We start from the raw sequence: 23648 nt of genomic DNA, 5'->3' as shown, positions 1-23648 counted from the left end.
CAAAGAACAACACGTTTTGTGTCGGCTGCGGGCGCGTCCGTTTTTGACGCCCCCCGCCCGCAAGATAAAAAAACGACGCCGGAAGTGGCGTCGTGGCGGGGATGCAAACGACTGAAGGCTATTGGGTTAATATCGCGGGATCATCCTGCAGATGGCGGAGAAAATTGCCGTACCCTTGCTCCCCCATCCAGAAATTGATGCTTTTCTCCACGCCGGTTGAGGTCAGGGTCGCACCGCTGATGCCGTCAACGGTATAGGCGTCATGCTGGCCGACACTGTCCTGAACGACCTGCAACGCGGGCCGCCCCTGGTCATCGCGGATTTTTTTCCCTGCCCACTGTCTGCGCCACTGCGGGTCTTCCACCCTCGCCCCCAGCAGCGGCGTCTCATTCTGCTGGTAATAGATCAGGTCATTTACCGTGCGGCCATCCGTGCTGAGAGCAACCAGCGCATACATCATTGATTTGGCACCCTTACCGTAGACCGGCAGAATAATTTGCTGAATATGCTGGTCGGTATCACGGACCAGGTAAATATCCACCAGCGCACAGCGACGCCGGATTTGCGCCGGGTCGCGGGTCGGTGGCAGGTCTGCACAGCGCTGTTGTTCTGCGCCAGTGTGCCCGGCAGGTACCAGCTCGCCGCGATCGAGATTCAGCTGGCGAGTCACGATGCGTGTCTGGAACAGCGCTCTCAATTTTTGCTCGTCGCGATGCCCGCTGTTTGCGAATCCGGCGACGTCCAGGACCGCAGCTTCCGTCTCTTCATTGACGGGCTCCGCAGCGTCATCCTTGAGCAATAAAAAATAAACAGCAACAATTGCAAAACATAAAACACAAACAACCATCAAAGATAAAACAATTATTTTACTCTTGCGCATCCGCGTATTTTCCCCGTTGCGAAATGAATGCCTCTTTTTAGATTGCGATGATTTTCATCCTGCTGTCCACTCTCTTTTTTTGCTGTCGCGCGAGCGCCAGGCAGACAGAAAATAACCAAACCGAGATTGATTTATTTTGTTAAAATATCAACATAACAACTCAAAACACCCACTTTAAATAAAAAATAATAATTAAAATTAATTTATTTTATATTTTCAGTGCCGTGAAAAAGTCAAATAAAAATAGTTTTCCGCTGATTGATGCGGCCAGGCTGTCACCGCGATGCGCTACGTATTGATAGTTTCCCACGCAATACTGAACAATTCCCCCCCAGGCCAATGTAAAAAACCGTCCGCCCGCTGGCTTTAATGAAGATTAATCTTATAATCAGAAGGATAAAAAAGAACTACCTGCCAACGTCAACCCGGGATAAGAGACAAGCATGTCCAGACCTTCGACGCTGTACGTTCCACATGTTTTAAGCGCGGCGGATATTGCGCCGGAAGAGCGCTATCAGCGAATATCGCAGAACCTCAGCTGCTATGGCATTGAGGTCGTAAATAACCGCCGTCCGGCAGAAATTGTTGCCCACCATAAAACCATATCTGCTATTTCCGGCGATTATTGTAGTGCCATGGGTTCTAAAAACGAGACAATCTTCGACCCGCATCAGGTGGCTGAGTCTTCAACCTATATTTCTCTGCTGGTACAGGGGCATCAGCTGATCGGCGGCAGGAAAAAATCCGCCATCGCCCAGGTTAATCCGGGACAACTCATCGTTCATCAGCGCAATGATTATTACAATTATCAATGTGATGATGTCAAACAGCTGTATATCATTCCGCATAGTGCGAAAATCAAAACGCTATTTAGCGGTCAACTGACCAGCCCGATCATCTCCCTGGATAATCACCCTTTAGCGCTATTTTTAAAATCGCATATGCTGCTGCTGGACGCGCAATCGGCAAGTTTATCTACCCAGGAAACCGCGGTAATCGTCGATGGCTTACATCATATCGCGTTACAGGTTCTGGCCGATGTGGCGCAGGAGAAAGGGCTGCGCTCGTCAGGAAAACTCGCGCATCTGGTGAACAGCGCGAAATCGTTTATTGCGCTTAATTATCATAAACATAACCTCTCTCCCGACCTGCTTTGCCGAATGCTGCGCTGCTCAAGATCCAGCCTCGACCGGGCTTTTCAGCAACAGGGGAGTTCGGTGATGGCGGAGATTAAAGAGATACGCCTGGAGGCGGCCCGGCAACTGCTGGAATCCGATCCCCGACTGCGGGTTGAGCTGGTATCCTGGCGCTGCGGTTTTGTCAGCCACCCGTCATTCAGCAAGAGTTTTCGTGAAAAATACCACGCCACGCCGAAAGCCTGGCGCGACAACCATTATAAATAAAGCGTATGCCCGGGCCCTCGGCGGGTATTAGCGATGACGGAAAGATTTAAAGCGCATCGCTTTGCGTTCTTTTATATAACTCAATAAACAATAGATCGATAATCCCAGCAGCGAAATCGCGACGATAATTAAAAGCAGCGTACTGACGTTCATTTTAGTCTTCTCTTTATCATTTATTAGTTGGTTTTATCATAATGATTCTCAGGGCCGCGAACAGCACGCCGGGCCTCAAGCCTGTTCTCTGCCCCTCAATTCTCTCCGGTGCGCAAAGTATTGATCTTCTTCGCCCAGGAGCGCAGCATGGAAGGGCAAACTTAACAAAACAACAACACAATCAAATAAGTCACAGGAGCGTATCAGTGCAAACCGGATATCGTTTTCAGGCGACGGATCTGCATCAGTTCGTCAACACTCTCTTCATTCAGCTTGGCAGTTCTCCCACCGAAGCCTCCCTTGTCGCCGACCATCTGGTGGCCGCTAATCTCGCCGGCCACGACTCACACGGGGTGGGGATGATCCCGAGCTACCTGCGTTCCCATGCTCAGGGTCATCTGCAGTTTAACCGCCATGCCAGCGTGATGAAGGACGCCGGCGCGGTAGTGACACTCGACGGCAACGCAGGCTTTGGTCAGGTAGTTGCCCATGAAGCGATGCAGAAAGGAATTGAGAAAGCCCGGCAACACGGTATGGCGGCTATCGCCCTGCGCAACGCGCATCACATCGGACGCATCGGCTACTGGGCCGAGCAGTGCGCGGCGGCAGGTTTTATTTCGATTCACTTCGTCAGCGTCGTAGGCGACCCGATGGTTGCCCCGTTTCGCGGCAAAGACAGCCGCTTTGGCACCAATCCGCTGTGCGTTATCTTCCCGCGAGAAGGCCAGCCTCCGCTACTGCTCGACTACGCCACCAGCGCGATTGCCTTTGGCAAAACGCGCGTCGCCTGGCATAAAGGCGAAGCCGTTCCGCCCGGTTCGTTGATTGACGCCCGAGGCGAACCGACCACCGACCCGGCGGTCATGCAGACCTCGCCGCTGGGCGCCCTGCTGACCTTTGCCCAGCATAAAGGCTACGCCCTCGCCACGCTGTGCGAAATCCTCGGCGGCGCCGTCTCCGGCGGCCAGACCACTCACCAGCAGAGCCTGCAGACCTGCGTCGACGCCATCTTCAACTGCATGACCACCATTATTCTCGACCCGCAAGCCTTCGACGCGCCGGACATGCAGCGCGAGACGGAAGCCTTCATCGACTGGTGTAAACAGTCGCCTCACGAGGCGCACGCGCCGATTCTGGTGCCGGGCGAATGGGAAGAGGCCAATCGTCAGGCGCGCCTGGCACAGGGCATTCCACTGGATGCCGGCAGCTGGCAGGCCATCTGCCAAGCGGCGCTGGAAGCCGGATTCCCGCCGCAGAAACTGGCGCAGTTTCAGCCCAAAATAGGCTAGCCTCTGAGAGAACGCCCTCCCCGGGCGTTCTGTTACGTCATCGTCATTAGTGACGACATCACGACGACACCTCAGCACCACGAATTAATCTCCTTACATATCAATAAATTAATTTTGGCACAACTTCTGCATACCGCTCCTGCCTTCCGCTTGCATCGCGGCGAAAGGATTCCATGACGATGGCGGGCCTGGCCCGGCCTGACCATTGATCTTCATTCACTGTTAACAGGTCTGTTACTGATGAAAAAAATCACAAGCGTTTGCCCTTATTGCGGGGCGGGTTGCAAACTCAAGCTGGTTGTCGATAACAATAAAATTATCCGTGCGGAAGCCGCCGATGGGGTAACCAATCAGAATCAGCTGTGCCTCAAAGGGTATTACGGATGGGATTTTCTTAATGATACTCAGCTGCTCACCCCGCGCCTGAAGCAGCCGATGATTCGCTACCAGAAAGGGGGGAAACTCACCCCGGTCAGCTGGGACGAGGCGATTCGCTACACGGCAAAAAAACTCCGGGAGATTAAAGAACAGTACGGCCCGCGCGCGATTATGACCACCGGTTCGTCTCGCGGCACCGGGAATGAAACCAACTATGTGATGCAGAAATTCGCCCGGGCGGTGTTAAACACCAACAACGTCGACTGCTGCGCCCGCGTGTGTCACGGTCCGTCGGTGGCGGGTCTGCAGGAGGCGCTGGGTAACGGCGCGATGAGCAACTCCATCAGCGATATTGAACACTCAAAATGTCTGCTGGTCTTTGGCTACAACTGCGCCGACTCCCACCCTATCGTCGCCCGCCGGGTGATTAAAGCGCGCGAAAACGGGGCGAAAATCATCGTCTGCGATCCGCGACGAATTGAAACCGCCCGCATTGCCGATCGCCACCTGCAGCTCAATAACGGCAGCAATATGGCGCTGGTCAACGCCTTCGGCCACGTTCTGCTGGAAGAAGATCTCTATAACCATGATTACGTCAAACGCTTTACTGAAGGGCTGGACGCCTACCGTGAGGCGGTGAAAGCCTACTCGCCTGAAGCGGTGGAAGCGATCACCGGCGTCCCGGCGCAAGAGATACGTCAGGCGGTGAGAATGTTTGCCGCCGCGCCGTCGGCCACGATCATGTGGGGCATGGGCGTCACGCAGTTCGGCCAGGCGGTCGATGTGGTGAAAGGCCTGGCCAGCCTGGCTCTGCTGACCGGTAACCTCGGCCGGGAACATGTCGGCGTCGGCCCGGTGCGCGGGCAGAACAACGTCCAGGGGGCCTGCGACATGGGCGTGCTGCCGAATCTGTTCCCCGGCTATCAGGAGGTGACCGATCCCAGCGTCCGCGCCAAATTTGCCGAGGCCTGGGGAATCGACCCGGCCATAATGGATGACAAAGTCGGCACCCGTATTACCGAAGTTCCGCATAAAGCGCTGAGCGGGGAGATCAAAGCCTACTACATCATGGGGGAAGACCCGCTGCAGACCGAAGCCGATCTGGGGCTGGTGCGTAAGGGCATCGAAGCGCTGGATTTTGTGGTGGTGCAGGATATCTTCATGACCAAAACCGCCGAAATAGCCGACGTGCTGCTGCCGGCAACCTCCTGGGGCGAACACGGCGGCGTCTTCACCTGCGCCGATCGCGGTTTTCAGCGCTTCGAAAAAGCCATCCCGGCCCCGGGCAACGTAAAACGCGACTGGGAGATCATTAGCCTGCTGGCCCGCGAAATGGGCTATCCGATGCACTACGACGACAACCAGCAAATCTGGGACGAAATGCGCGACCTGTGCCCGCTGTTCTACGGCGTCACCTATGAAAAAATGGGCGATATGAACCACGTGCAGTGGCCGTGTCCGACGCTCGAACACCCCGGCACGCCATGGCTGTATAAAGGAAACCGCTTTGATACCCCGTCGGGGAAAGGTCAACTGTTTGCCGCACCGTGGCGTGCGCCGGCGGAGACCCCGGATGCCGACTATCCGCTGGTGCTCTGTACCGTGCGCGAAGTCGGCCACTATTCGTGCCGCTCGATGACCGGCAACTGCGCGGCGTTGCAATCCCTTGCCGATGAGCCCGGTCGCGTGCAGATAAGCCGCGCCGACGCCGACCGGCTGGGGATCGCCGATCGGCAGCTGGTGTGGGTAAGCTCGCGTCGCGGCAAAGTGATTACCCGCGCGGATATCAGCGACCGTATCAACCACGGCGCCGTCTATATGACCTACCAGTGGTGGGTCGGTGCCTGCAATGAGCTTACTCAGGACAACCTCGACCCGGTCTCGAAAACGCCGGAAACCAAATATTGCGCGGTGAAGATAGAAGCCATCAAGGACCAGCTCTGGGCAGAGCAGTTTGCCTGGCGGGCCTACAGTGACATGAAAGCGCGCCTGAAGGCGGCAGTGGACGCCTGAATACCAGGGGAGAGGCATCGCCTCTCCCCTTCACGTTGATAGCAGCAGCTTCCGCCGTCGGCGTCAGCCCACCGGCAGCAGTTTTTCCACCAGCGCCGTCCACAGCGTGACGCCGTGTTCAATCAGATCGTCGTTAAAATCATAGCCGGCATTATGCAGCGGTTTCGACGGCGTTTCGCCATCGGTACCGATCCAGAAATAGGCGCCAGGGCAGGCCTCCAGCATGCAGGCAAAATCCTCCGACGCCATCGACGGCGCGATCTGCCCGCTCACCGCCGCCTCGCCCAGTACCGCCACCGCCGCCTCGCGCACCTTTATCGCCTCCGCGCGATGGTTTTTGGTCACCGGATAGCCGGGATACCAGGCAATGCTCCCCTGCACGTCGGAGACCTGCGGCTGCGTACTGACATAGTGCGCAATCAGCGCTTTTACCCGTTCACGCACCCGGTTGCTCAGGCAGCGGAAGGTCCCGCGCAGCACCACCTTGTCCGGTAAAACGTTAATCGCTTCGCCGCCGTTAATCTGGGTAATGCTGACAACCGCCGACTCCTGCGGCGACAGGCGGCGCGAGGGGATCGTCTGCAGGGCCATAATCAGCTGCGCGGCGGCGACAATCGGATCGGCGCCGCTTTCCGGCATCGCCGCGTGGCAGCTTTTGCCGGTCAGGGTGATTTCAAACGCGTCCAGCGAGGCCATCATCGGCCCCTCGTTAACCGCCACGTGCCCCAGCGGCAGCCCAGGCCAGTTGTGCAGCGCGTAGATACCGTCCATCGGGAAACGTTCAAATAGCCCCTCTTCCACCATCTTGCGCGCGCCGCCGAGGTTCTCCTCGGCCGGTTGAAAAACAAAATGCACCGTCCCGCGAAAGCGGCGGGTCTGGGTCAGATGCGCGGCGGCGGCCAACAGCATCGCGGTGTGGCCATCGTGGCCGCAGGCGTGCATTACGCCCGGATTACGGGACTTGTAGCTGACGTCACCCCGTTCGGTAATGGGCAGCGCGTCCATATCGGCGCGCAGGCCGATAACCGGCCCGGGGCCGTTCTCCAGGGTCGCCACCACGCCGGTCCCTGCCAGCCCGCAATGCACCTGCAGACCAAAGGATGTCAATAATTCAGCGACGCGACGCGAGGTTTTCTGTTCCTGATAGCCCAGCTCCGGGCAGGCATGAAAATCACGACGCCAGCGGATGGCCTCGGCGATCGATGAAGGCGATACTGCCATGTGTTACTCCTTTCCTGCACAGCATCAACGCTGAACGAGTATGAAATCGGGATACATTTTATGCATGCGCCCGTCGCTGGCGGAATGCCCTCTTCGTTATATCCTTTCGCCAGCGCGCTGACAACACTCCCCGGGGGCCCGAACGGCGCGTTTTGCCGGGCGCCCGAGCCCGCGTATCAATATTAGTAGTCATTTCAACGGTGACAGCGCGCATACGTTTAATTAATATTCAGGGTCGTCGGCACTTTGCCGGATTATCCACCTGTTGACTTCCGTTATCGGGAATAAAATGTTTAACCCAGACCAGAATCGCCTTGCCCCCACGCTGGCGATGATTATGGCCGCGTCATTAGTGGGATTTATCACCGGTTATACGGTGCCTTTAATCAGCCTTGAACTTGCCCAGCAGCAGACAGACACCGTCTACGTCGGCCTGCTGGCCGCGCTGCCGCCGGCGGGGATGATGCTCTCGTCGTTCCTCTCGCCCGCGCTGTGCCGTCGTTTTGAGATAGGCACCTTGCTCACGGCCAACCTGATCCTGCTGGCGCTCGCCACCATCGCCTCCTGTCTGACCGTCGATCTGCAGCAGCTGCTGCTGCCGCGCTTTCTGACCGGGATAGCCTCCGGGGTGATCATCGTGCTTGGCGAAAGCTGGATAACCGGCGGCGCGGCGGGTAAAAACCGCGCCACCCTGACCGGTATTTACGCCTCGGCATTCACCGGCTGCCAGTTGGCCGGGCCGCTGCTGATCTCTGCCGGCGCCGATTATCAAATCTGGGTGCTGCTGGCCGTCGTCGGCCTGACCGCGGCGTGTCTGCTGATGCTACGCCATCTGCCGGGTGGAAGCCGCGAAAGCCTCGCTGAACGCGCCAGCTGGCGCAGCCTGGGCGCGTTTTTACCGGTCCTGGCGTCCGGCGTCTTCTGCTTCGCCTTCTTTGACGCCAGCATTCTGGCGCTGCTGCCGCTCTACGGGATGGATAAAGGGCTGAACGAGGCGATGGCGGTTCTGCTGGTGACCATTGTGTTAACCGGCGATGCCTTCTTCCAGGCGCCGCTGGGCTGGGTTGCCGATAAATTTGGCATCCGCCGCGTACACCTGAGCTGCGCGGTGGTGTTTTGCCTCGCCCTGGCGGCGCTCCCTTTCCTGCTGACGTCGCCTGTACAGCTCATCGTCGGGTGTCTGATCCTCGGCGCGGCGGCGGGGGCGCTGTATACGCTCTCGCTGGTGCGCGCCGGTAAAACCTTCAGCGGGCAGAAGCTTATTATGATCAACGCGCTGCTGGGCTTTTTCTGGTCGGCGGGCAGCGTTGCCGGCCCGGTTGTCAGTAGCCTGCTGATCAGCGTATCCGGCTATGATGGCCTGCTGGTCACCCTACTGGCCTGCGGAGTGCTGTTCCTGCTGATTCAGTGCCTGGGGAAAACGGAGAAAGCGCTGCTGGCGAATGCACGCCAGGACCGCGATGACGACGATGCTCAGACTGAAACCGCCTGAGATGCAACCTTAACTGAGCGGCTAACGGCAAGCGCCACCGGGGGATATTCCCTGATGGCGCGCCGTCGTACGGTATTATAATACCTTGCTTAAGAAGGCCGCGGTGCGCGGATTAACCGGAGCAGTAAAGATCTGCTCTGGTTTCCCCTCTTCCTGAATAATGCCCTGGTCGATAAAGATAACCCGGTCAGCCACTTCGCGGGCAAAGCCCATCTCGTGCGTGACGATAACCATCGTCATCCCTTCGCTGGCGAGATTTTTCATCACTTCCAGCACGTCACCCACCAGCTCGGGGTCCAGCGCAGAAGTCGGTTCATCAAACAGCATAATGGAAGGCTTCATCGCCAGCGCGCGGGCGATAGCCACCCGCTGCTGCTGGCCGCCGGAGAGACTGGAGGGCCAGGCGTCACGTTTATCGCTTAATCCTACCTTCGCCAGCAGCTCTTCCGCCAGCTGCACCGCCTGCGAACGGCTCACGCCGTGCAGGTTGATCGGCGCCATGATCAGATTTTCCAGCACCGTCATATGGGGGAAGAGATTAAAGCGCTGAAAAACCATGCCAACGCTTTCCCGCATCTTGTTCAGATCGGTGCTGCGGTCGTGGGCGGCAAAGCCGTTGACTTCGACGATGCCTTCGCTGACGCTTTCCAGCGCATTCATACAGCGCAGGAACGTGCTTTTTCCGGAACCCGACGGCCCGATAATACAGACGACCTCCTGCGGTTTAATATCGCAGCTGATGCCCCGCAGTACGTGGCTGTCGCCGAAACGTTTGTGCAGATTATTAATGTGAATCACTTTTGCCAAACCTCTTTTCCAGACGGTTAACCAGCTGCGCCAGCAGGAAGGTAATGACCCAGTAGACCAGAGAAATGGTCAGGTAGGGCTCCCAGTAGGTGGCATAGGCGCCGGAAACGGTACGCGCGGCATAGGCCAGATCGGCAAGACCAATCGCCGAAGCCAGCGAAGAGTCTTTGACGATGGCAATCGCATTGTTCCCCAGCGGCGGCAGGATCCGCCGAAAGGCCTGCGGCAGAATCACCTGGCGCATGGTTTTCCACCACGGCATCCCCAGCGCGCGTGAAGCTTCCATCTGCCCTTTATCAATCGACTGAATCCCGGCGCGGAAGATTTCCGAAACATAGGCCCCGGCATTGAGGGTAATGGCCACGATACAGGAGAGAAACGCGCCGTAGTTAGAACGCAGTTCGCGGGCAAAATCGGCGCTCATCAGCCCATGGCTGACCAGCAGACCGTCACGCGGGTTGATAAACAGCGGCACCAGCGCGAAGTGCACCACCATAATCTGCACAAACAGCGGCGTGCCGCGAAACGCGCTGACGTAAACGCGCACCGGAAACTGCACCAGATAGCGCAGCACATATTTCCACGCTCCGTGTTCCGCTTTCGCCATCCGCCCAAGGCCCAGCGTCAGGCCCCACAGGGTACCGAGGATCACGCAGATAATGGTACATTTAATGGTCATCAAGGCGCCGTCCATAAACAGCGGACCGTACTCCTCGATGATCTCCCAACGGAATCCCGTCATAGTGCTTCCCTAAAAAATACGGCTATCGCACGCGTCGATAGCCGTCATGAAAACCAAAAGATGAATTATTGCGCAGGCAGCGTCGGGACGTTGTCGTCAAACCAGGTTTTATAGATTTTGGCGTAGGTGCCGTCGGCGACGATTTTCTTCAGACCGGCGTTGATTTTCGCCTGCAGTTCAGCGTTGCCTTTGGCCACCGCGATACCGAAATACTGGCGTTCAAACCTGGCGTCCGGCACCAGCTTAAACTGCTTCTCCGGGTGCTGTTTGATGTAGTATTTCACCACGCCCACGTCGCCCACCGCCGCGCTGACGCCGTCTTCAAACAGCTCCTGCAGCATCAGCGGGGTATTATCAAAACGCTTAATAGAGGTGCTGTTTTTACCCAGCACATCCGAGACCACGATATCGCCGGTGCTGGAGTTCACCACCCCGACCTTCTCACTCTTCAGCGCTGCCAGAGAGGTCACTTTGGAATCTGCCGGCACCACGATGGACTGCTCAGCCGGGAAGTAAGGGGCGGAAAAATCAACCATCTGCTTGCGCTTATCGGTGATGGTTATTCCGGAGATAATGATGTCGCGGTCGCCGGAGCCGAGGGTGGCGAAGATCCCTTCCCACGGCGTATTCACCAGCTTGATAGTAAAGTTCTCCGCTTTAGCGATCGCTTTAATGATATCAATATCAAAACCTTCCAGCTGCTTCTGGCTGTTTTCATATTCAAACGGGCGGTAGGTCCCACCGGAACCGACAACGTAGGTTTCCTGTGCCGCCTGCGCGCTCCCGGCGAGAGCCGCCAGCAGACAACACGCCTTTATCCATTTCCCCATCATGACAACCTCTTTTTATGCATTAATTTTGCATAAAAATACACATCATCACGATTACTTGCAACAGTAAACCTTTCAGCCAGTGAATTATCGTGTACTTAGCTGCGTTTACCGCCGGATTTACCAATCGCTTTATGCAGTTCGTTAATGCGCTTCATTGATTTCATGGTCCGCTGCGGCGTGGTCGTCGCCACCGACAGCACCAGCATTTCGAGACAGACCAGCACCGTACCGTGAAGCGGTACCCGGCCGTTATCGCCGCCGCGCGGGACGTCGATCACCACCTGCGCCTCCTGGCTAAAACGTGAGTCCACCGCCTGGGTCAACAAAATCGTCGGGATCCCCAGCCGCCGGGCTTCGCGCAGCGCGGTCATCCCTTCACGATGCGGCGATTTCTGTCCCATCATAATCATCACATCGCCACGCTGCAGGCTAATCAGCTGCTCGGCAAGGCTGAAGCCGGTACGGTTGAGCACGCAGGACGGTAACCCGATACGGCTGAACAGCCTGCCGGTGTACTCTGCCAGAATCCCCGATGCCCCGATACCGAAAATCGCCACCTGCCGCGCCTCGCTGAGTAGCGCCACCGCCTGAGCGACGGCGGCACGGTTGGCGGGACGAGAGAGCACTTCACAGGCGCGCTGATGGCCCTCCAGCACAAAATCAATGCTCGAATTCACATCGCAGGAGAGCGCATTCACCGTTGACAGCATCTTCTCCGATGAGGTGATGGAGGGGCCGAACCAGCGCTCCATGGTCTGCTTCAGTTCGCGCAGCCCGGCAAAACCCAGCGCCTGAATGGCCCGCACAACCGTGGCATCCGAAGTCTGCGTCGCCGCGGCGATCTCCATCGCCGTGCGCTCCAGCACCACTTCACGGTTGTCGTTGATATAGCTGACGACCGCCAGCAGACGCGGCGAGAGCTGGTGCGCCCGGGCGCGAAAGCGTTCGCCGAACAGGTCGACCCGCCCTTTCTCTCTTTTCACCGGCGTTTTCATTTCAGCTCCGCCGGCAGCGGACGACCGGCAATGTGCGACTGCACCTGCGCCACCATCAGGGTCAGGGCGGCAAAGGAGTTAGAGATAACCTCCTCGCGCGGCAGCAGGATATAGCGGCCGGTGCGGCAGGCACGCATAAAGTCGCACCAGCCGGGCATCACCCCTTCCATCGCCTGCAGCTCCTCCTGCGGTTTACCGCCGGTATCCGAGCGCCAGGTAGCAAAAACAAAATCCGCATCCAGCTCCGGCAGCTGTTCGGCGCTGACGTCAATTCGCTGTCCGTCGGGGATCTTGTCGATCAACGGCGGAAAACGAAACCCGGCGTCGCGCAGTACCCGCCCCAGCGCGTGATAGGAGTGGTGAACGGTGACTTTGCCATTGTTGGCCTGAATAACCGACACCGTGATGTTGCGGGTATCCACCATCGCTTTGAGCTGGGCGATCTGCGCCTGATAGCGGCGCTCAAGAATTGCCAGCCGCGCCTGGCTGCCGGTGAGCTGCGCCAGCTTGCTGTAAATTCGCGGCGCGCTGCCCTGCAGATGGTCAATGCTGACCGTCGGCGCAATCTTCTCCAGCTGTTCCACAGAGACGTGGCGGCTCGGTTCGGTAATAATCAGATCCGGTTTCGCCGCTGCAACGGCTTCGAGGTCAATATCCGCGGTGCCGATAAACTGGATCGCGCTGTTATCAAAATCGACCCCGGTCAGCTGGGCACTGGAGCGCAGATAGTGGCTACCGTCGGGGCGGGTGCGTCCGTGGCTGGCCACCGGCGGCACGCCAAGCTCAATGAGCGGAATCGTGATATCCAGGTCGTGCATCGAGACGATACGCTGCGGATGCAGCGGCACCGTCACCACCCGCCCTAAATCATCAGTAAACGTTTGTGTTTGACGCTCGGCGGCGCCGGTAACGCCCGCCGCTAACAACAGCAAAGAAATAAGCCAACGCATAGCAACCCTTCTACATTACAGGACGTCACGACGACGCCACAGCAGCAAGATAAAAAACGGACACCCCACCAGCGCAATAACAATTCCGGCCGGAATTTGCAGCGGCGCGAAGGCCAGACGGCCGAGAGTATCGGTAAACAGCACCAGCAGCGCGCCAATCAAAGCGCTGCCGCACAGCAGCGACACCTGGCCACCGCGCAGCAGAAAGCGCGCCATGTGCGGCGCCATCAGACCGACAAAGCCAAGGCTGCCGACGCAGGAGACGCTGGCGGAGGTGAGCAGCACCGGCGCAAAAAAGCGCAGCAGGGTCAGCTGCTGCAGGCGCACGCCGAGTCCCACGGCGGTACGGTCGCCAAGCTGCGCCACATCCGCCGCCCGGGCGGTCAAAAACAGAATCAATGTCCCCGGCAGCGCCCACAAAAAGGCCACCATCAACAGCGACCAGGTTGCCGCGTGCAGACTGCCGGCAAGCCAGATCATCGCCGTTTGCACATCGCGCACATCGGCGGTAGTCATAAAAATGCCGACCGCCGCCGCCAGCGTCCAGGAGACGCCGATACCGATCAGAATGAAGCGCGGCCGCGAGCAATCCCGGGCCAGTACCAGCACCAGCAGCGCCACCAGTGCCCCGCCCAGAATGCCGGCCAGCGGGCGCCAGACCAGCCCGACGGCGGGAAAGAACAGAATCAACGCCAGCACGACCACGCTGGCTCCCTCTTTGACGCCAATCAGCCCCGGGTCCGCCAGCCCGTTTCGGGTGATGCTCTGCATCGCCGCCCCCGCCAGCCCGAGCATAGCGCCGCACAGCAGCGCCATCAGCAGCCTGGGAAGGCGAATATCAAACAGAATAAAGCGCGGCTGGTCGCCGACATTTTCTGGGGCAAAGAGCGCTCGCGCCAGAGTACCGGCAGGCAGTGGGAAGCTGCCGCGCGTCAGGCCAAAGCTTGCCAGCAGCAGAATGGCGATAATCAGCACCGCAGCGATGTTCAGCGCCGCGGGGCGCAGAAGCAGATGGCAGCTCCCCGCGCGAAGGGGCCGGAAACCGGCACGGCGCGCCGCGTTTTTCATTTAAAAAACCTCGCCGCAATAAAGATAAATACCGGAGCGCCAACCAGCGCAGTCATCGCCCCGGTCGCCAGCTCCTGCGGCGCCACCAGGGTGCGGGCGGCGATATCCGCGAACAGCAGCACCAGCGCCCCGACCGGCGCCGCCAGCGGCAGCGCCAGACGAATATCTTCGCTGACCAGGCGACGAATAACGTGTGGCACCACCAGTCCGACAAAACCGATCGGCCCGGCAACCGCCACTGCCGCACCGCACAGCAGCGCAATGGCGCCCAGCCCCAGCAGTCGGGTCTGAATAATGTTCACCCCCAGCCCCAGCGCCACCTTATCGCCCAGCGCCAGAACGTTCAGACGTGGCGTGATAAGCAGCGCGAGCAGGCCACCGGCCAGCGCCGGAAGCGTCGCCGAGCGTAAAATTTGCCAGTTGAGTCCGGCCAGATCGCCCGCCAGCCACGTGCGCATCGCCAGCAGCGTTTGTTCATCCAGAATCAGGATCGCGGCGGTGACCGCCGAGGCAAAGGCGGAGAGCGCCACACCGCAGAGCGTGATGCGTAGCGGCGTCGCCCCGCCGCGTCCGGCGGTCGCCAGCAGCATCACGCCGCCGAACAGCAGCGCCGCGCCGCCGGCGGCAATCAGCGGGCGACCTGGCGTCATGCCGCTCAGACCCAGCGCCGATGTGCCGACTACCGCCAGTGAGGCGCCGGCGTTAAGCCCGAGAATATGCGGTTCCCCCAGCGGGTTACGAATCACCGTCTGCAGCAGCACTCCGGCGACGCCCAGCGCCGCGCCGGTCAACAGCGCCGCCGCGAGACGAACCAGTCGCAGCTCGACAATAATCCGTTGGTCAAAATTACGCGGGTCATAGTGAAACAGCGCCTGAAGCACCGTCTCCGGCGCAATCCAGCGCGCCCCCAGTCCCAGATGCACCACCGAACCGACAATCAGCAGCAGCGTCAGTAGCGCGAGCGCTCGTTTTGGCCGCGCCTGGCGGCGGCGGTGCAACAGCAGCGCGGAGGCGCTCATTGGGCTTGCTCCTGTCGCGCGCGGAAAGGCATAAAAAAGGGTTTCCCGGTCTGCGGGTTGAGCGACATCTGTACCTCAACATCAAACACGGTTTTGATAAGCTCCGGGGTGCAGCTGGCGTTTTCGTCCACGACCCCGGCAATACGCCCTTTCTTGAGGAACACCAGGATATCGGCATAGTTCACCGCAAAGTTAAGGTCGTGCAGCACGGTGACCACCGTGCGTCCATGTTCGCGGGTCAGGGTTTGCAGCAGTTCGAGGATATCGACCTGATAGCGCAAATCGAGCCAGGTGGTCGGCTCGTCCAGCAGGATCGTCGGCGTTTCCTGGGCCAGCGCCATCGCAATCCAGCAGCGCTGGCGCTGGCCACCGGAGAGGCTGTCTACCGGCAGATGGGCGAATTCGGCGGTGCCGGTCAACGCCATGGCCTCTTCTACCGCCCGTTCGTCGGCATCAGACCACTGGCGCATCAATCCCTGCCAGGGGTAGCGACCGCGGGAAACCAGCTCAAAGACCGTTAATCCTTCGGGAGTGAGCGGTGACTGAGGCAGAATCCCCAGCTGGCGTGCAACCGCCCGGGTCGGCATGGTGTGAATCGTCTGACCATCCAGACGCACGCTGCCGCCAAGCGGTTTCAGCATGCGGGCAATCGTCGACAGCAGGGTGGATTTACCGGAGCCGTTGGCCCCGGCCAGTACCGTCATTTTACCGTGAGGGATCGTCAAATGAATGTCATCGACAATCAGGGTCTGGCCGTATCCGGCCGACAGGGAATCCAGTACGATTCCCTGCTCTGCAGGCATCACCCGCTGTGGCATAACTCGCTCCTGCGCCGCAACGGCGTGGCATCAGCCAGCACGTTCTGCACTCAAACAAAAATAAATCTCATTCTCTTTTGATCATGCTGCGGATGAATGTAGTAGTCAATACTCTGTTTCAACGGGCATAAATTGCCTGCACTACCCGGATACTCCCGGGAAGAGGATTACATTTTAAATATATAAAACAGATAATTAACTCAAAAATACGGGTAAGGAATAGCGCCAGAAACGCCGATCCGGCAACTGCTGATTTTTTATCTTACATAACATTTACTACTACATCCCCTCGTGATTGAATGATTCTCAATTACATGCCTGAACGCAAATCATCACAGTTAACAGGCAGATAATATTTTTAAGGGCAATGATTTAATTGGCTTTTTCTGTCTGCAAAGGACAGATTCGTTCACGAGAAACAGACAAATGACGCGATCAACGATCCCTTTCACGACGCTGAAAGGGCGAGCTCTTTTTTCACTGATATTTTTGGGTTCTTTTACCTCACCGGGATTAATTGCAGCAGAAAACAGCGCCAGCAAAGAGAAAACGGCTGGCGACGAAACCATGACGGTGGTCGCCGAGGGTGCGCAGAATGACACCAACGGCTATCAGCCGGTTGCCAGCTCAACGGCAACCCTCACGTCGATGCCGCTGCTGGATATCCCGCAGGTGGTGAATACCGTCAGCGACAAGGTGCTGGAAGATCAGCACGCCACCACTCTTGACGAGGCGCTGTATAACGTCGCCAACGTCGTCCAGACCAACACCCTCGGCGGGACCCAGGATGCCTTTACCCGCCGCGGTTTTGGCGCCAACCGCGACGGTTCCATCATGACCAACGGTCTGCGTACCGTTTTGCCGCGCAGCTTTAATGCCGCCACCGAACGCGTAGAGGTGTTGAAAGGCCCGGCCTCCACGCTGTACGGCATTCTCGACCCCGGCGGACTGATTAACGTCGTCACGAAGCGCCCGGAGAGAACCTTTGGCGGCTCGATTTCCGCCACCTCCAGCAGCTTTGGCGGCGGCACCGGCCAGTTTGACGTCACCGGCCCCATCGAAGGTACGCGGCTGGCCTACCGGATCATCGGCGAGTACCAACACGAAGATTACTGGCGCAACTTTGGTAAAGAGAAAAGCAGCTTTATCGCCCCTTCCCTGACCTGGTTTGGCGACCGGGCGACGGTGAACGTGTCGTACTCCCATCGCGACTACAATACGCCGTTCGATCGCGGGACGATCTTCGATCTCAATACCGGCCACGCGGTCAACGTCGATCGGAAAACGCGCTTTGACGAGCCGTTTAACGTTACCGATGGTTATTCCGATCTGGCGCAGCTGAACGCCGAATATCGCCTGAACGATGCCTGGACCGCCCGCTTTGACTACAGCTACAGCCAGGATCACTACAACGATAACCAGGCCCGCGTAACCGCCTACGATTCGGCCACTGGCGATCTGACCCGCCGCGTTGACGCCACCCACGGCTCAACGCAGAAGATGCACACAACCCGCGCCGATTTACAGGGCAACGTGGTCGTCGGCGGGTTTTATAACGAAGTCCTCACCGGCATCGCCTATGAGAATTACGATCTGCTGCGCACCGACATGATCCGCTGTAAGAATGTGAAAGGGTTCAATATTTACAATCCGGTCTACGGCACTGTCGGCACATGCAGCACCGTTTCGGACTCCGATAGCGATCAGCGTATTCAGCAGGAGAGCTACGCCGCCTACGTTCAGGACGCGCTCTATCTGACCGACAAGTGGATTGCCGTTGCCGGGATGCGTTATCAGTACTATACCCAATACGCTGGCAAAGGACGTCCGTTCAATGCCAACACCGACAGCAGCGACCAGAAATGGACGCCGAAATTGGGTCTGGTGTATAAGCTGACGCCAACCGTGTCGCTGTTCGGTAACGTGGCGCAGTCGTTTATGCCGCAGTCATCGATCGCCAGCTACATCGGCAATCTGCCGCCCGAAGAGTCCACATCCTACGAAGTAGGCGCGAAGTTTGATCTGTTAAGCGGTATCACCGCCAACATCGCGCTGTTTGATATTCATAAACGCAACGTGCTGTACACCGAAGCCGTCGGCGATGAGACCGTCGCCAAGACCGCCGGGAAAGTACGTTCACGCGGCGTCGAGGTGGATCTGGCCGGTTCGATTACCGATAACCTGAGCGTGATCGCCAGCTACGGCTATACCGACGCGAAAGTGCTCGACGATCCTGACTATGCCGGCAAGCCGCTGCCCAACGTACCGAAACACACCGGATCGTTGTTCCTCAGCTACGACATCCATAACGTCTACGACAGCAATACGCTGACCGTCGGCGGCGGCGGTCGCGCGGTGAGCAAACGCTCCGGCACCAACGGCGCGGACTATTATCTGCAGGGCTACGCGGTCGCCGATGTCTTCGCCGCCTATAAGATGAAGCTGCAATATCCGGTGACGCTGCAGGTTAACGTGAAGAACCTGTTTGATAAGACCTACTACACCTCATCCATCGCCACAAACAACCTGGGCAACCAGATTGGCGATCCGCGAGAAGTGCAGTTTACGGTGAAAATGGACTTCTGATTGCATCACCACGCCCGGACAGCGCCGTCGCGGCCTGTCCGGGCACCTCCGTTGCGCCCTCGCCAGACTACCAGTCCTCGGCCTGCCCCAACATGCGTAAAATATCCTGTCGGTGCTGCAACAGCTGCGGGTTATCCCGATGCCGGGGAAAGGCCAGCGGTAGCGTAAATTCGCCAATGATCCGCCCCGGTCGCGGCGACATCACCAGCACGCGTTCGCACAGCAGCAGCGCTTCTTCAATATCATGGGTCACCAGCAGGCTGGTGTAGCCCTGCTGCTGCCAGAGCGTAATCAGCTCGCGCTGCATGCCGATACGGGTCAGAGAGTCCAGTTTGCCGAGGGGCTCATCGAGCAGCAGTAAACGCGGCTCGTTGAGCAGCGCGCGCGCCAGCGCGGCCCGCTGGGCCATCCCGCCCGAAAGCTGCCGGGGCCACGCCTGGCTGAATCCCTGCAGACCGATACGCGTTATCAGCGCATCGGCCTGCGCCTCACGCCCTTTTTTGCCCTGCGCCTGCGGCCCCAACAGCACATTTTGCCGCACCGTCAGCCACGGATAGAGCGTCGGATCCTGAAACACCAGAATGCGGTCGGGCCCCGGACCGCCCATCGCCGCGTTATCTATCCGGATCTGCCCGCTCTGCATTGGCTCCAGTCCCGCCAGCAGCCGCAGCAGCGTCGACTTGCCGCAGCCCGAAGGCCCCAGTAGCGCCACGCTCTCGCCCGGACGCAGCTGCAGACTGATATTCTCCAGCACCGGCACCGTTTCCCTGCCGAGGGAAAAAACATGGTGCAAATGGTGAATCTCGATGCCCGCGCCGACCCGGGCGGTGTTTTGGGGTGTCGCTGTTGCTACCATGTCATCCCTCCTCGCTGCCACTTCAGCAGCCGATCGCGCACCATAAACAGCCCGCTTATCAGGCCGGAACAGAGAAAGGCCATTACCAGCAGCGCGGCATACATATTGGGGTAAGCCGCCCAGCCCTGCGCCCACTGCAGATAAAAACCGATGCCCGATTTCACGCCAACCATCTCAGCGACGATCAGCACTGAGAACGACGCGCCCAGCCCCATAAACAAGCCGACAAACACATTCGGCAGCGAGGCGGGAATCGCCACCCGTAAAATCAGAAAGCGCTGGCTGGCCCCCAGCGTGCGGGCAACGTCATACCAGGCTTTATCGATACTCATGACCCCGGACCAGGTCAGCACGGTGACCGGAAACCAGGTGCTCAGCGCAATCAGAAACACGCTTGCCCCAAAGCTGGAGGGAAAAATAAACAGGCATAGCGGCAAGAGCGCCGTTGAGGGCACCGGGCCAAGCAGGCGCAGGACCGGATGCAGCCAGTAGCCGATACGCTGCGACCAGCCAATCGCCAGCCCGCTGATAAAACCGCAGGAGGTCCCGAGCAGCACCCCGAGCCCGAGCAGTCCCAGAGAGTGCAGCAGACTATCCAGCAGACGCGGCCAGTCATCGACCAGCACTTCGATCAGCGCCTGCGGCGGGGCAAAAAACGGCACCGGCAGGATCGCCGTTTTTGCCGTCAGCCACTCCCATAACGCAAACAGCAACGGCAGCAGCGCCAGCCACTTGCCAGCCGCGAGCAAACGACCGCCCCGCGGATACCAGTAGCGGCAACTCAGCGCTAGCGCCAGCAGTCCACCGGCGATGACAAACTGGCTCATCGCCCACCCCGCGCTATAGGGCCAGCGTCGTCCGACATCCGGCCACGCTAGCGTAAACATCCCGCCCGCCAGCCACAGCGCGGCGGCCAGCAGCCCTTCAGACCACAACGGATAGCGCCCCCCGGCGCGTGACAGCGCACGTTCAGGCGAATACGTTGGCATAAATACTCTCCGCAAACTGGTGGGGGTTGGTCCCCGGTTTGATCACCTGCACCCGCTGCAGATCGCTCACGTACTGGGTCAGTTCATTCACAAAGGCCTCTCCCACGGCGTGGTGTCCATGCCCCTGGCCATGAAGGATCCCCGAGACTTCAGCCTCATCGGTGTTTAATGCATGGGCCATGAACGATTGCGCCACGCTTTCAGGGTGGGCCGATGCATAGCTATGCGCCTCGAGAATCGCCTGGGTCAGCGCGGCGGCAACCGGTTTGTGATCCCGGGCCAGCGCCCCGCTCACGCCCAGCACGCAGCAGCTCAGGTTGGCGTAATCGCCGCTCATATTGCTGGCGATCAGTTGATATTTCCCGCTTTGCAGCAGGCGGAAGCTGAAGGGTTCGCTGCCGCTGATGGCCGCAATCTCCCGCTTATCCAGCGCGATACTGAGCAGATCCGCCGGGTAAACTTTCCACTGCACATCGCTTATCGGATCGATGCCATGTCGTTTGAGCAAAATAGCGAAGAAGTTTTTGTCCGGACCGGCCATATCGGTGACGCCAATCGTCTGCCCTTTCAGACTCTCCAGGCCGCCAAACGGCGAATTTTTCGCCGTCAGCAGATTGAGACAGCCGCCGTGCGTTCCGGCCGTCAACTTGACGTCAAAACCCTGCTCCAGCGCCTTCAGCCAGCGTAGCGCCATCCCGACGCCGGCATCGGCCTTGCCGGTCGCGATAGCCTCCAGCAGCACATCGGTCGAGTTGCCGAAGTTAACGAACTCAACCTCAAGGTTGTATTTGCTGAAAAACTTCTGCTGCTCAGCGACCGCCACCGGCGCGAGACAAACCGCGCTCTTGTTGATGGCCAGCTTCAGCTTGTAGGGTTCCGCCAGCCGCAGCGCCAGGTTTTCACCGCTTCCGCCCCCCTCCGGCATCGTGGTCATCGTGTGCGCCCACAGCGGCCAGGCGGCCGCCGCCAGCATGGTTCCACCGCTGAGCTGTAAAAAGCGGCGGCGTGAGAAAGCGGACTGATTCATGGTCTCTTCTCCTGGGCGGCCGGGACATCAGGCAGCGTAAATCGGGTATCAAAGGTCGGCGTGACGTCCAGCTTCGCGCGAATCAGACCATTGGCCTGATAGAAGTCGGCGGTGGCCTGCTGCTGTTCAATGGTGCGCGAGTCCAGACGCTGCCACTGCGACTGACGGTTAGCAAACTGCGCCCGGGCAATGTCCGGCGGGAAACGGATGATGTCGCCGAGGGTTTTGCCATAGCTCTCGAGATTGGCGTAAGCCCAGCGCTCCGCCCCTGCCAGACGGATGAGATAATCCTGTAGCGCCGCGCGCTTAGCCGGATCCTTTAAGCTTTCATCCGTTGCCGCCAGAAATGTATTCCCCGGCAGCAGCCCTTTACCGCTCACCAGAATCTGACCTTCGGCGGTTTTCACCAGCTGCGTGGTGTAGGGTTCCCAGGTCGCCCAGGCATCGACCGAGCCGTTGAGTAAAGCCACTTTGGCATCGACCGGGCCGAGAAATACCCATTGCACCTCTGCGGGCGATATCCCCGCCTGCTGCAGGGCTTTCAGCGCCACGAAATGACCGATCGAACCTTTGCCGGTGGCGATCCGCTTACCTTTTAAATCCGCGGCGCTCTTGAGCGAACTTCCCGGCGGAACCAGCACGGCCGTACCCGCCGGGTTGCTTTTATCGACGGCAATAGCCTTAACCGGCGCGCCGTTGGCCAGCGCAAATAACAGCGGCGCATCGCCAATAATCCCCGCGTCTACCGCGCCGGCGTTCAGCGCTTCCGCCAGCGGTGCGGCGGCCGGAAACTCAGCCCACTTGATCTCATAACCCAGGTTTTGCAGCGCGTTGGCCGCTTCGAGCTGCGAGCGCATGCCCCCTTTCTGATCGGCAATTCGCAGGGTGATACGCTCCTGCGCCGTCGCCAAAGCACTCAGCGCCAGCAGCGAGAGTCCCGCGGCCAATCTTGTCATTTTTCGTTCGCGCATAAACATTATCCTTATGATTGAAAAGCGTGTTGACCCGCCGCCTGCCACGCGCTGTCGCTCTGCGGCGTATGCACGCGCCCGCACAGCACGTTGCGATAGTGGCGTTCCAGAGGATGTTGTCGGCTCAGGCCATGATTGCCGGTAAGTTCCAGCGCCAGAGCCACGACCTGCACCGCGTTGTCGGTAATAGTCACCTTGGCCAGATTGGCCTCGGTGGCGGTCAATTCCAGCCCGGCGGCCTGTTGCAGCAGGCAGCGGTTCGTCAGCAGCCAGCCTTCTATCTGGCCGGTTTTTTCCTGCACGCGCGGCAGACGGGAGAGCGGGTGCCCGAGGTTGGCCGGCGCCCGCGTACTGAGCCAGCCCAGCAGCCAGTCCCGCGCCGCGCGGGCCACGCCGTCATAGATCGCGGCTAACAGCGCGGTCTGTCGATTGGCGAAGAGACGGAAACGTTCGGCATCCGCGGCGGGAGGCGCAGATGCCGGCCAGATATCTACCGCATTTTGCCCGGGGATCGGCACGTTTTTCAGGATCACTTCATGGCTTCCGGTCGCGCGCATTCCGGCATGGTCCCAGCTCTTAATAATAGTGACACCGTCACTTTCCCGGGGTACCAGCCAGGTGCCGACCTGCGGGTCGAGATCGTCGCTTCGTGCCCAGATAGCCAGCCAGCTCAGCCCTTCAACTCCGGTGGTATAGAGTTTGTGTCCGTTAAGACGCCAGCCGTCGGCGGTACGGGTGGCAACCGTCTGCGGCAGCCCCCCACGCGCCGGCGAGCCGAGTTCAGGTTCAACTCTCAGGCTGTTGATCAGTCCACCCCGCTCGACGGCATCACGATAGACCTGCCGACGCAGCGGTTCCGCCCAGCCGTCGCTATCCGCCAGACGCAGATGATGCAGATACTGCATACAGACGATCAGCGCCGTCGCCGGTTCTCCCCACGCAATGGCGGTAATCGCCTGCTGCAGCCGGGCCAAATCCGCCCCCGCCCCGCCATACTGCGCCGGCGTGGCGAGGCTCAGAAAACCGCGCTGATGCAGGTGCGCGAGATTGTGGTGGGGAAAGTCGCCGCTGCGATCAAGCTCTGCCGCCTGTTCGGCCATCAGTTGACGAATGTCGGTTAACTGCTGTAGCCAGTCGGCCTGCGGACGTACGGGCTGT

21 protein-coding genes are annotated in these 23648 nt (G+C 59.1%); 5 read left to right on the top strand and 16 right to left on the bottom strand.

Going from position 1 to position 23648, the window contains the following annotated elements:
- Positions 1-118: 118 nt before the first annotated feature.
- Entirely contained in the window at positions 119-880 is a 762-nt protein-coding gene (nqrC, locus tag GRPL_RS10590; protein WP_032699583.1) for an NADH:ubiquinone reductase (Na(+)-transporting) subunit C, read from the bottom strand.
- A 443-nt stretch (positions 881-1323) separates the two neighbouring features.
- Here nqrC and GRPL_RS10595 point away from each other — a divergent pair, with 443 nt between their 5' ends.
- Entirely contained in the window at positions 1324-2283 is a 960-nt protein-coding gene (locus tag GRPL_RS10595; RefSeq protein WP_032699581.1) for a helix-turn-helix domain-containing protein, read from the top strand.
- Between the two features lie 27 nt (positions 2284-2310).
- Here the strand turns inward: GRPL_RS10595 and GRPL_RS0125755 are convergent, their stop codons facing one another.
- Positions 2311-2436: a small membrane protein gene (locus tag GRPL_RS0125755; protein WP_138223600.1), complete on the bottom strand. Its 126-nt coding sequence runs from the start codon at positions 2434-2436 to the stop codon at positions 2311-2313.
- Between the two features lie 206 nt (positions 2437-2642).
- Here GRPL_RS0125755 and GRPL_RS10600 point away from each other — a divergent pair, with 206 nt between their 5' ends.
- Complete coding sequence (locus GRPL_RS10600; protein WP_032699579.1) at positions 2643-3725, top strand: malate/lactate/ureidoglycolate dehydrogenase; 1083 nt, start codon at positions 2643-2645, stop codon at positions 3723-3725.
- Positions 3726-3965: 240 nt separating this feature from the next.
- A complete protein-coding gene (fdhF, locus tag GRPL_RS10605) occupies positions 3966-6116 on the top strand; it encodes a formate dehydrogenase subunit alpha (RefSeq protein WP_032699577.1) in 2151 nt (716 codons plus the stop codon).
- Positions 6117-6179: 63 nt separating this feature from the next.
- Here the strand turns inward: fdhF and GRPL_RS10610 are convergent, their stop codons facing one another.
- Positions 6180-7337: a M20 aminoacylase family protein gene (locus tag GRPL_RS10610; protein WP_032687193.1), complete on the bottom strand. Its 1158-nt coding sequence runs from the start codon at positions 7335-7337 to the stop codon at positions 6180-6182.
- Between the two features lie 289 nt (positions 7338-7626).
- Here GRPL_RS10610 and GRPL_RS10615 point away from each other — a divergent pair, with 289 nt between their 5' ends.
- Complete coding sequence (locus GRPL_RS10615) at positions 7627-8829, top strand: MFS transporter (protein WP_032699575.1); 1203 nt, start codon at positions 7627-7629, stop codon at positions 8827-8829.
- Between the two features lie 75 nt (positions 8830-8904).
- Here the strand turns inward: GRPL_RS10615 and GRPL_RS10620 are convergent, their stop codons facing one another.
- From GRPL_RS10620 to GRPL_RS10655, 8 genes are all read right to left on the bottom strand, one after another.
- Entirely contained in the window at positions 8905-9627 is a 723-nt protein-coding gene (locus GRPL_RS10620) for an amino acid ABC transporter ATP-binding protein (RefSeq protein WP_032687354.1), read from the bottom strand.
- Entirely contained in the window at positions 9614-10378 is a 765-nt protein-coding gene (locus GRPL_RS10625; RefSeq protein ID WP_032687191.1) for an amino acid ABC transporter permease, read from the bottom strand. The genes GRPL_RS10620 and GRPL_RS10625 overlap by 14 nt, the downstream gene beginning before the upstream one ends.
- Positions 10379-10443: 65 nt before the next feature.
- Entirely contained in the window at positions 10444-11211 is a 768-nt protein-coding gene (locus tag GRPL_RS10630; protein ID WP_032697350.1) for a basic amino acid ABC transporter substrate-binding protein, read from the bottom strand.
- A 95-nt stretch (positions 11212-11306) separates the two neighbouring features.
- Complete coding sequence (locus GRPL_RS10635; RefSeq protein ID WP_032687189.1) at positions 11307-12206, bottom strand: MurR/RpiR family transcriptional regulator; 900 nt, start codon at positions 12204-12206, stop codon at positions 11307-11309.
- Positions 12203-13156 carry an iron-siderophore ABC transporter substrate-binding protein gene (locus GRPL_RS10640; protein ID WP_032697351.1) on the bottom strand — a complete coding sequence of 318 codons (954 nt, stop codon included), beginning with the start codon at positions 13154-13156 and terminating at the stop codon, positions 12203-12205. The genes GRPL_RS10635 and GRPL_RS10640 overlap by 4 nt, the downstream gene beginning before the upstream one ends.
- Before the next feature lie 15 nt (positions 13157-13171).
- Positions 13172-14224 (bottom strand): FecCD family ABC transporter permease, encoded by a 1053-nt coding sequence (locus tag GRPL_RS10645; RefSeq protein WP_032687187.1) that lies wholly within the window; start codon positions 14222-14224, stop codon positions 13172-13174.
- Positions 14221-15243, bottom strand: a complete 1023-nt coding sequence (locus tag GRPL_RS10650; protein WP_032699572.1) for a FecCD family ABC transporter permease — start codon at positions 15241-15243, stop codon at positions 14221-14223. Before GRPL_RS10650 ends, GRPL_RS10645 begins: the two co-directional genes overlap by 4 nt.
- The gene (locus GRPL_RS10655) at positions 15240-16061 is read right to left on the bottom strand and encodes an ABC transporter ATP-binding protein (protein WP_032697353.1); all 822 of its coding nucleotides are present in this window, start codon (positions 16059-16061) and stop codon (positions 15240-15242) included. The genes GRPL_RS10650 and GRPL_RS10655 overlap by 4 nt, the downstream gene beginning before the upstream one ends.
- Before the next feature lie 516 nt (positions 16062-16577).
- Here GRPL_RS10655 and GRPL_RS10660 point away from each other — a divergent pair.
- Entirely contained in the window at positions 16578-18647 is a 2070-nt protein-coding gene (locus GRPL_RS10660) for a TonB-dependent siderophore receptor (RefSeq protein WP_155274630.1), read from the top strand.
- A 67-nt stretch (positions 18648-18714) separates the two neighbouring features.
- Here the strand turns inward: GRPL_RS10660 and GRPL_RS10665 are convergent, their stop codons facing one another.
- The 5 genes from GRPL_RS10665 to GRPL_RS10685 are packed head-to-tail and all read right to left on the bottom strand — an operon-like array spanning position 18715 to position 23590.
- Positions 18715-19503, bottom strand: coding sequence for an ABC transporter ATP-binding protein (locus GRPL_RS10665; protein WP_032699568.1), 789 nt, complete (start codon positions 19501-19503; stop codon positions 18715-18717).
- Positions 19497-20492 (bottom strand): ABC transporter permease, encoded by a 996-nt coding sequence (locus GRPL_RS10670; RefSeq protein ID WP_032687178.1) that lies wholly within the window; start codon positions 20490-20492, stop codon positions 19497-19499. Before GRPL_RS10670 ends, GRPL_RS10665 begins: the two co-directional genes overlap by 7 nt.
- Positions 20473-21519, bottom strand: coding sequence for an ABC transporter substrate-binding protein (locus GRPL_RS10675; protein ID WP_032687177.1), 1047 nt, complete (start codon positions 21517-21519; stop codon positions 20473-20475). Before GRPL_RS10675 ends, GRPL_RS10670 begins: the two co-directional genes overlap by 20 nt.
- Complete coding sequence (locus GRPL_RS10680; RefSeq protein WP_032687176.1) at positions 21516-22490, bottom strand: ABC transporter substrate-binding protein; 975 nt, start codon at positions 22488-22490, stop codon at positions 21516-21518. Before GRPL_RS10680 ends, GRPL_RS10675 begins: the two co-directional genes overlap by 4 nt.
- An 11-nt stretch (positions 22491-22501) precedes the next feature.
- Entirely contained in the window at positions 22502-23590 is a 1089-nt protein-coding gene (locus GRPL_RS10685; RefSeq protein ID WP_050460871.1) for an acyl-CoA dehydrogenase family protein, read from the bottom strand.
- Positions 23591-23648: the final 58 nt, after the last annotated feature.

The organism is Klebsiella planticola ATCC 33531 (assembly GCF_000735435.1).
Taxonomy (GTDB): Bacteria; Pseudomonadota; Gammaproteobacteria; order Enterobacterales; family Enterobacteriaceae; genus Klebsiella; species Klebsiella planticola.
Note: the sequence above shows the minus strand (reverse complement) of the source record. Positions and strands in the feature narration are given on the sequence as shown.

Excerpts from the sequence above, each read along its gene's own strand:
- GRPL_RS10615 (WP_032699575.1), top strand. The coding sequence starts at position 7,627 with ATGTTTAACCCAGACCAGAATCGCCTTGCCCCCACGCTGGCGATGATT.
- nqrC (WP_032699583.1), bottom strand. The coding sequence starts at position 880 with ATGCGCAAGAGTAAAATAATTGTTTTATCTTTGATGGTTGTTTGTGTT.
- fdhF (WP_032699577.1), top strand. The coding sequence starts at position 3,966 with ATGAAAAAAATCACAAGCGTTTGCCCTTATTGCGGGGCGGGTTGCAAA.
- GRPL_RS0125755 (WP_138223600.1), bottom strand. The coding sequence starts at position 2,436 with ATGAACGTCAGTACGCTGCTTTTAATTATCGTCGCGATTTCGCTGCTG.
- GRPL_RS10640 (WP_032697351.1), bottom strand. The coding sequence starts at position 13,156 with ATGCGTTGGCTTATTTCTTTGCTGTTGTTAGCGGCGGGCGTTACCGGC.
- GRPL_RS10685 (WP_050460871.1), bottom strand. The coding sequence starts at position 23,590 with ATGGCCGAACAGGCGGCAGAGCTTGATCGCAGCGGCGACTTTCCCCAC.
- GRPL_RS10630 (WP_032697350.1), bottom strand. The coding sequence starts at position 11,211 with ATGATGGGGAAATGGATAAAGGCGTGTTGTCTGCTGGCGGCTCTCGCC.
- GRPL_RS10645 (WP_032687187.1), bottom strand. The coding sequence starts at position 14,224 with ATGAAAAACGCGGCGCGCCGTGCCGGTTTCCGGCCCCTTCGCGCGGGG.
- GRPL_RS10610 (WP_032687193.1), bottom strand. The coding sequence starts at position 7,337 with ATGGCAGTATCGCCTTCATCGATCGCCGAGGCCATCCGCTGGCGTCGT.
- GRPL_RS10655 (WP_032697353.1), bottom strand. The coding sequence starts at position 16,061 with ATGCCACAGCGGGTGATGCCTGCAGAGCAGGGAATCGTACTGGATTCC.
- GRPL_RS10595 (WP_032699581.1), top strand. The coding sequence starts at position 1,324 with ATGTCCAGACCTTCGACGCTGTACGTTCCACATGTTTTAAGCGCGGCG.
- GRPL_RS10675 (WP_032687177.1), bottom strand. The coding sequence starts at position 21,519 with ATGAATCAGTCCGCTTTCTCACGCCGCCGCTTTTTACAGCTCAGCGGT.
- GRPL_RS10680 (WP_032687176.1), bottom strand. The coding sequence starts at position 22,490 with ATGCGCGAACGAAAAATGACAAGATTGGCCGCGGGACTCTCGCTGCTG.
- GRPL_RS10665 (WP_032699568.1), bottom strand. The coding sequence starts at position 19,503 with ATGGTAGCAACAGCGACACCCCAAAACACCGCCCGGGTCGGCGCGGGC.
- GRPL_RS10670 (WP_032687178.1), bottom strand. The coding sequence starts at position 20,492 with ATGCCAACGTATTCGCCTGAACGTGCGCTGTCACGCGCCGGGGGGCGC.
- GRPL_RS10650 (WP_032699572.1), bottom strand. The coding sequence starts at position 15,243 with ATGAGCGCCTCCGCGCTGCTGTTGCACCGCCGCCGCCAGGCGCGGCCA.
- GRPL_RS10625 (WP_032687191.1), bottom strand. The coding sequence starts at position 10,378 with ATGACGGGATTCCGTTGGGAGATCATCGAGGAGTACGGTCCGCTGTTT.
- GRPL_RS10635 (WP_032687189.1), bottom strand. The coding sequence starts at position 12,206 with ATGAAAACGCCGGTGAAAAGAGAGAAAGGGCGGGTCGACCTGTTCGGC.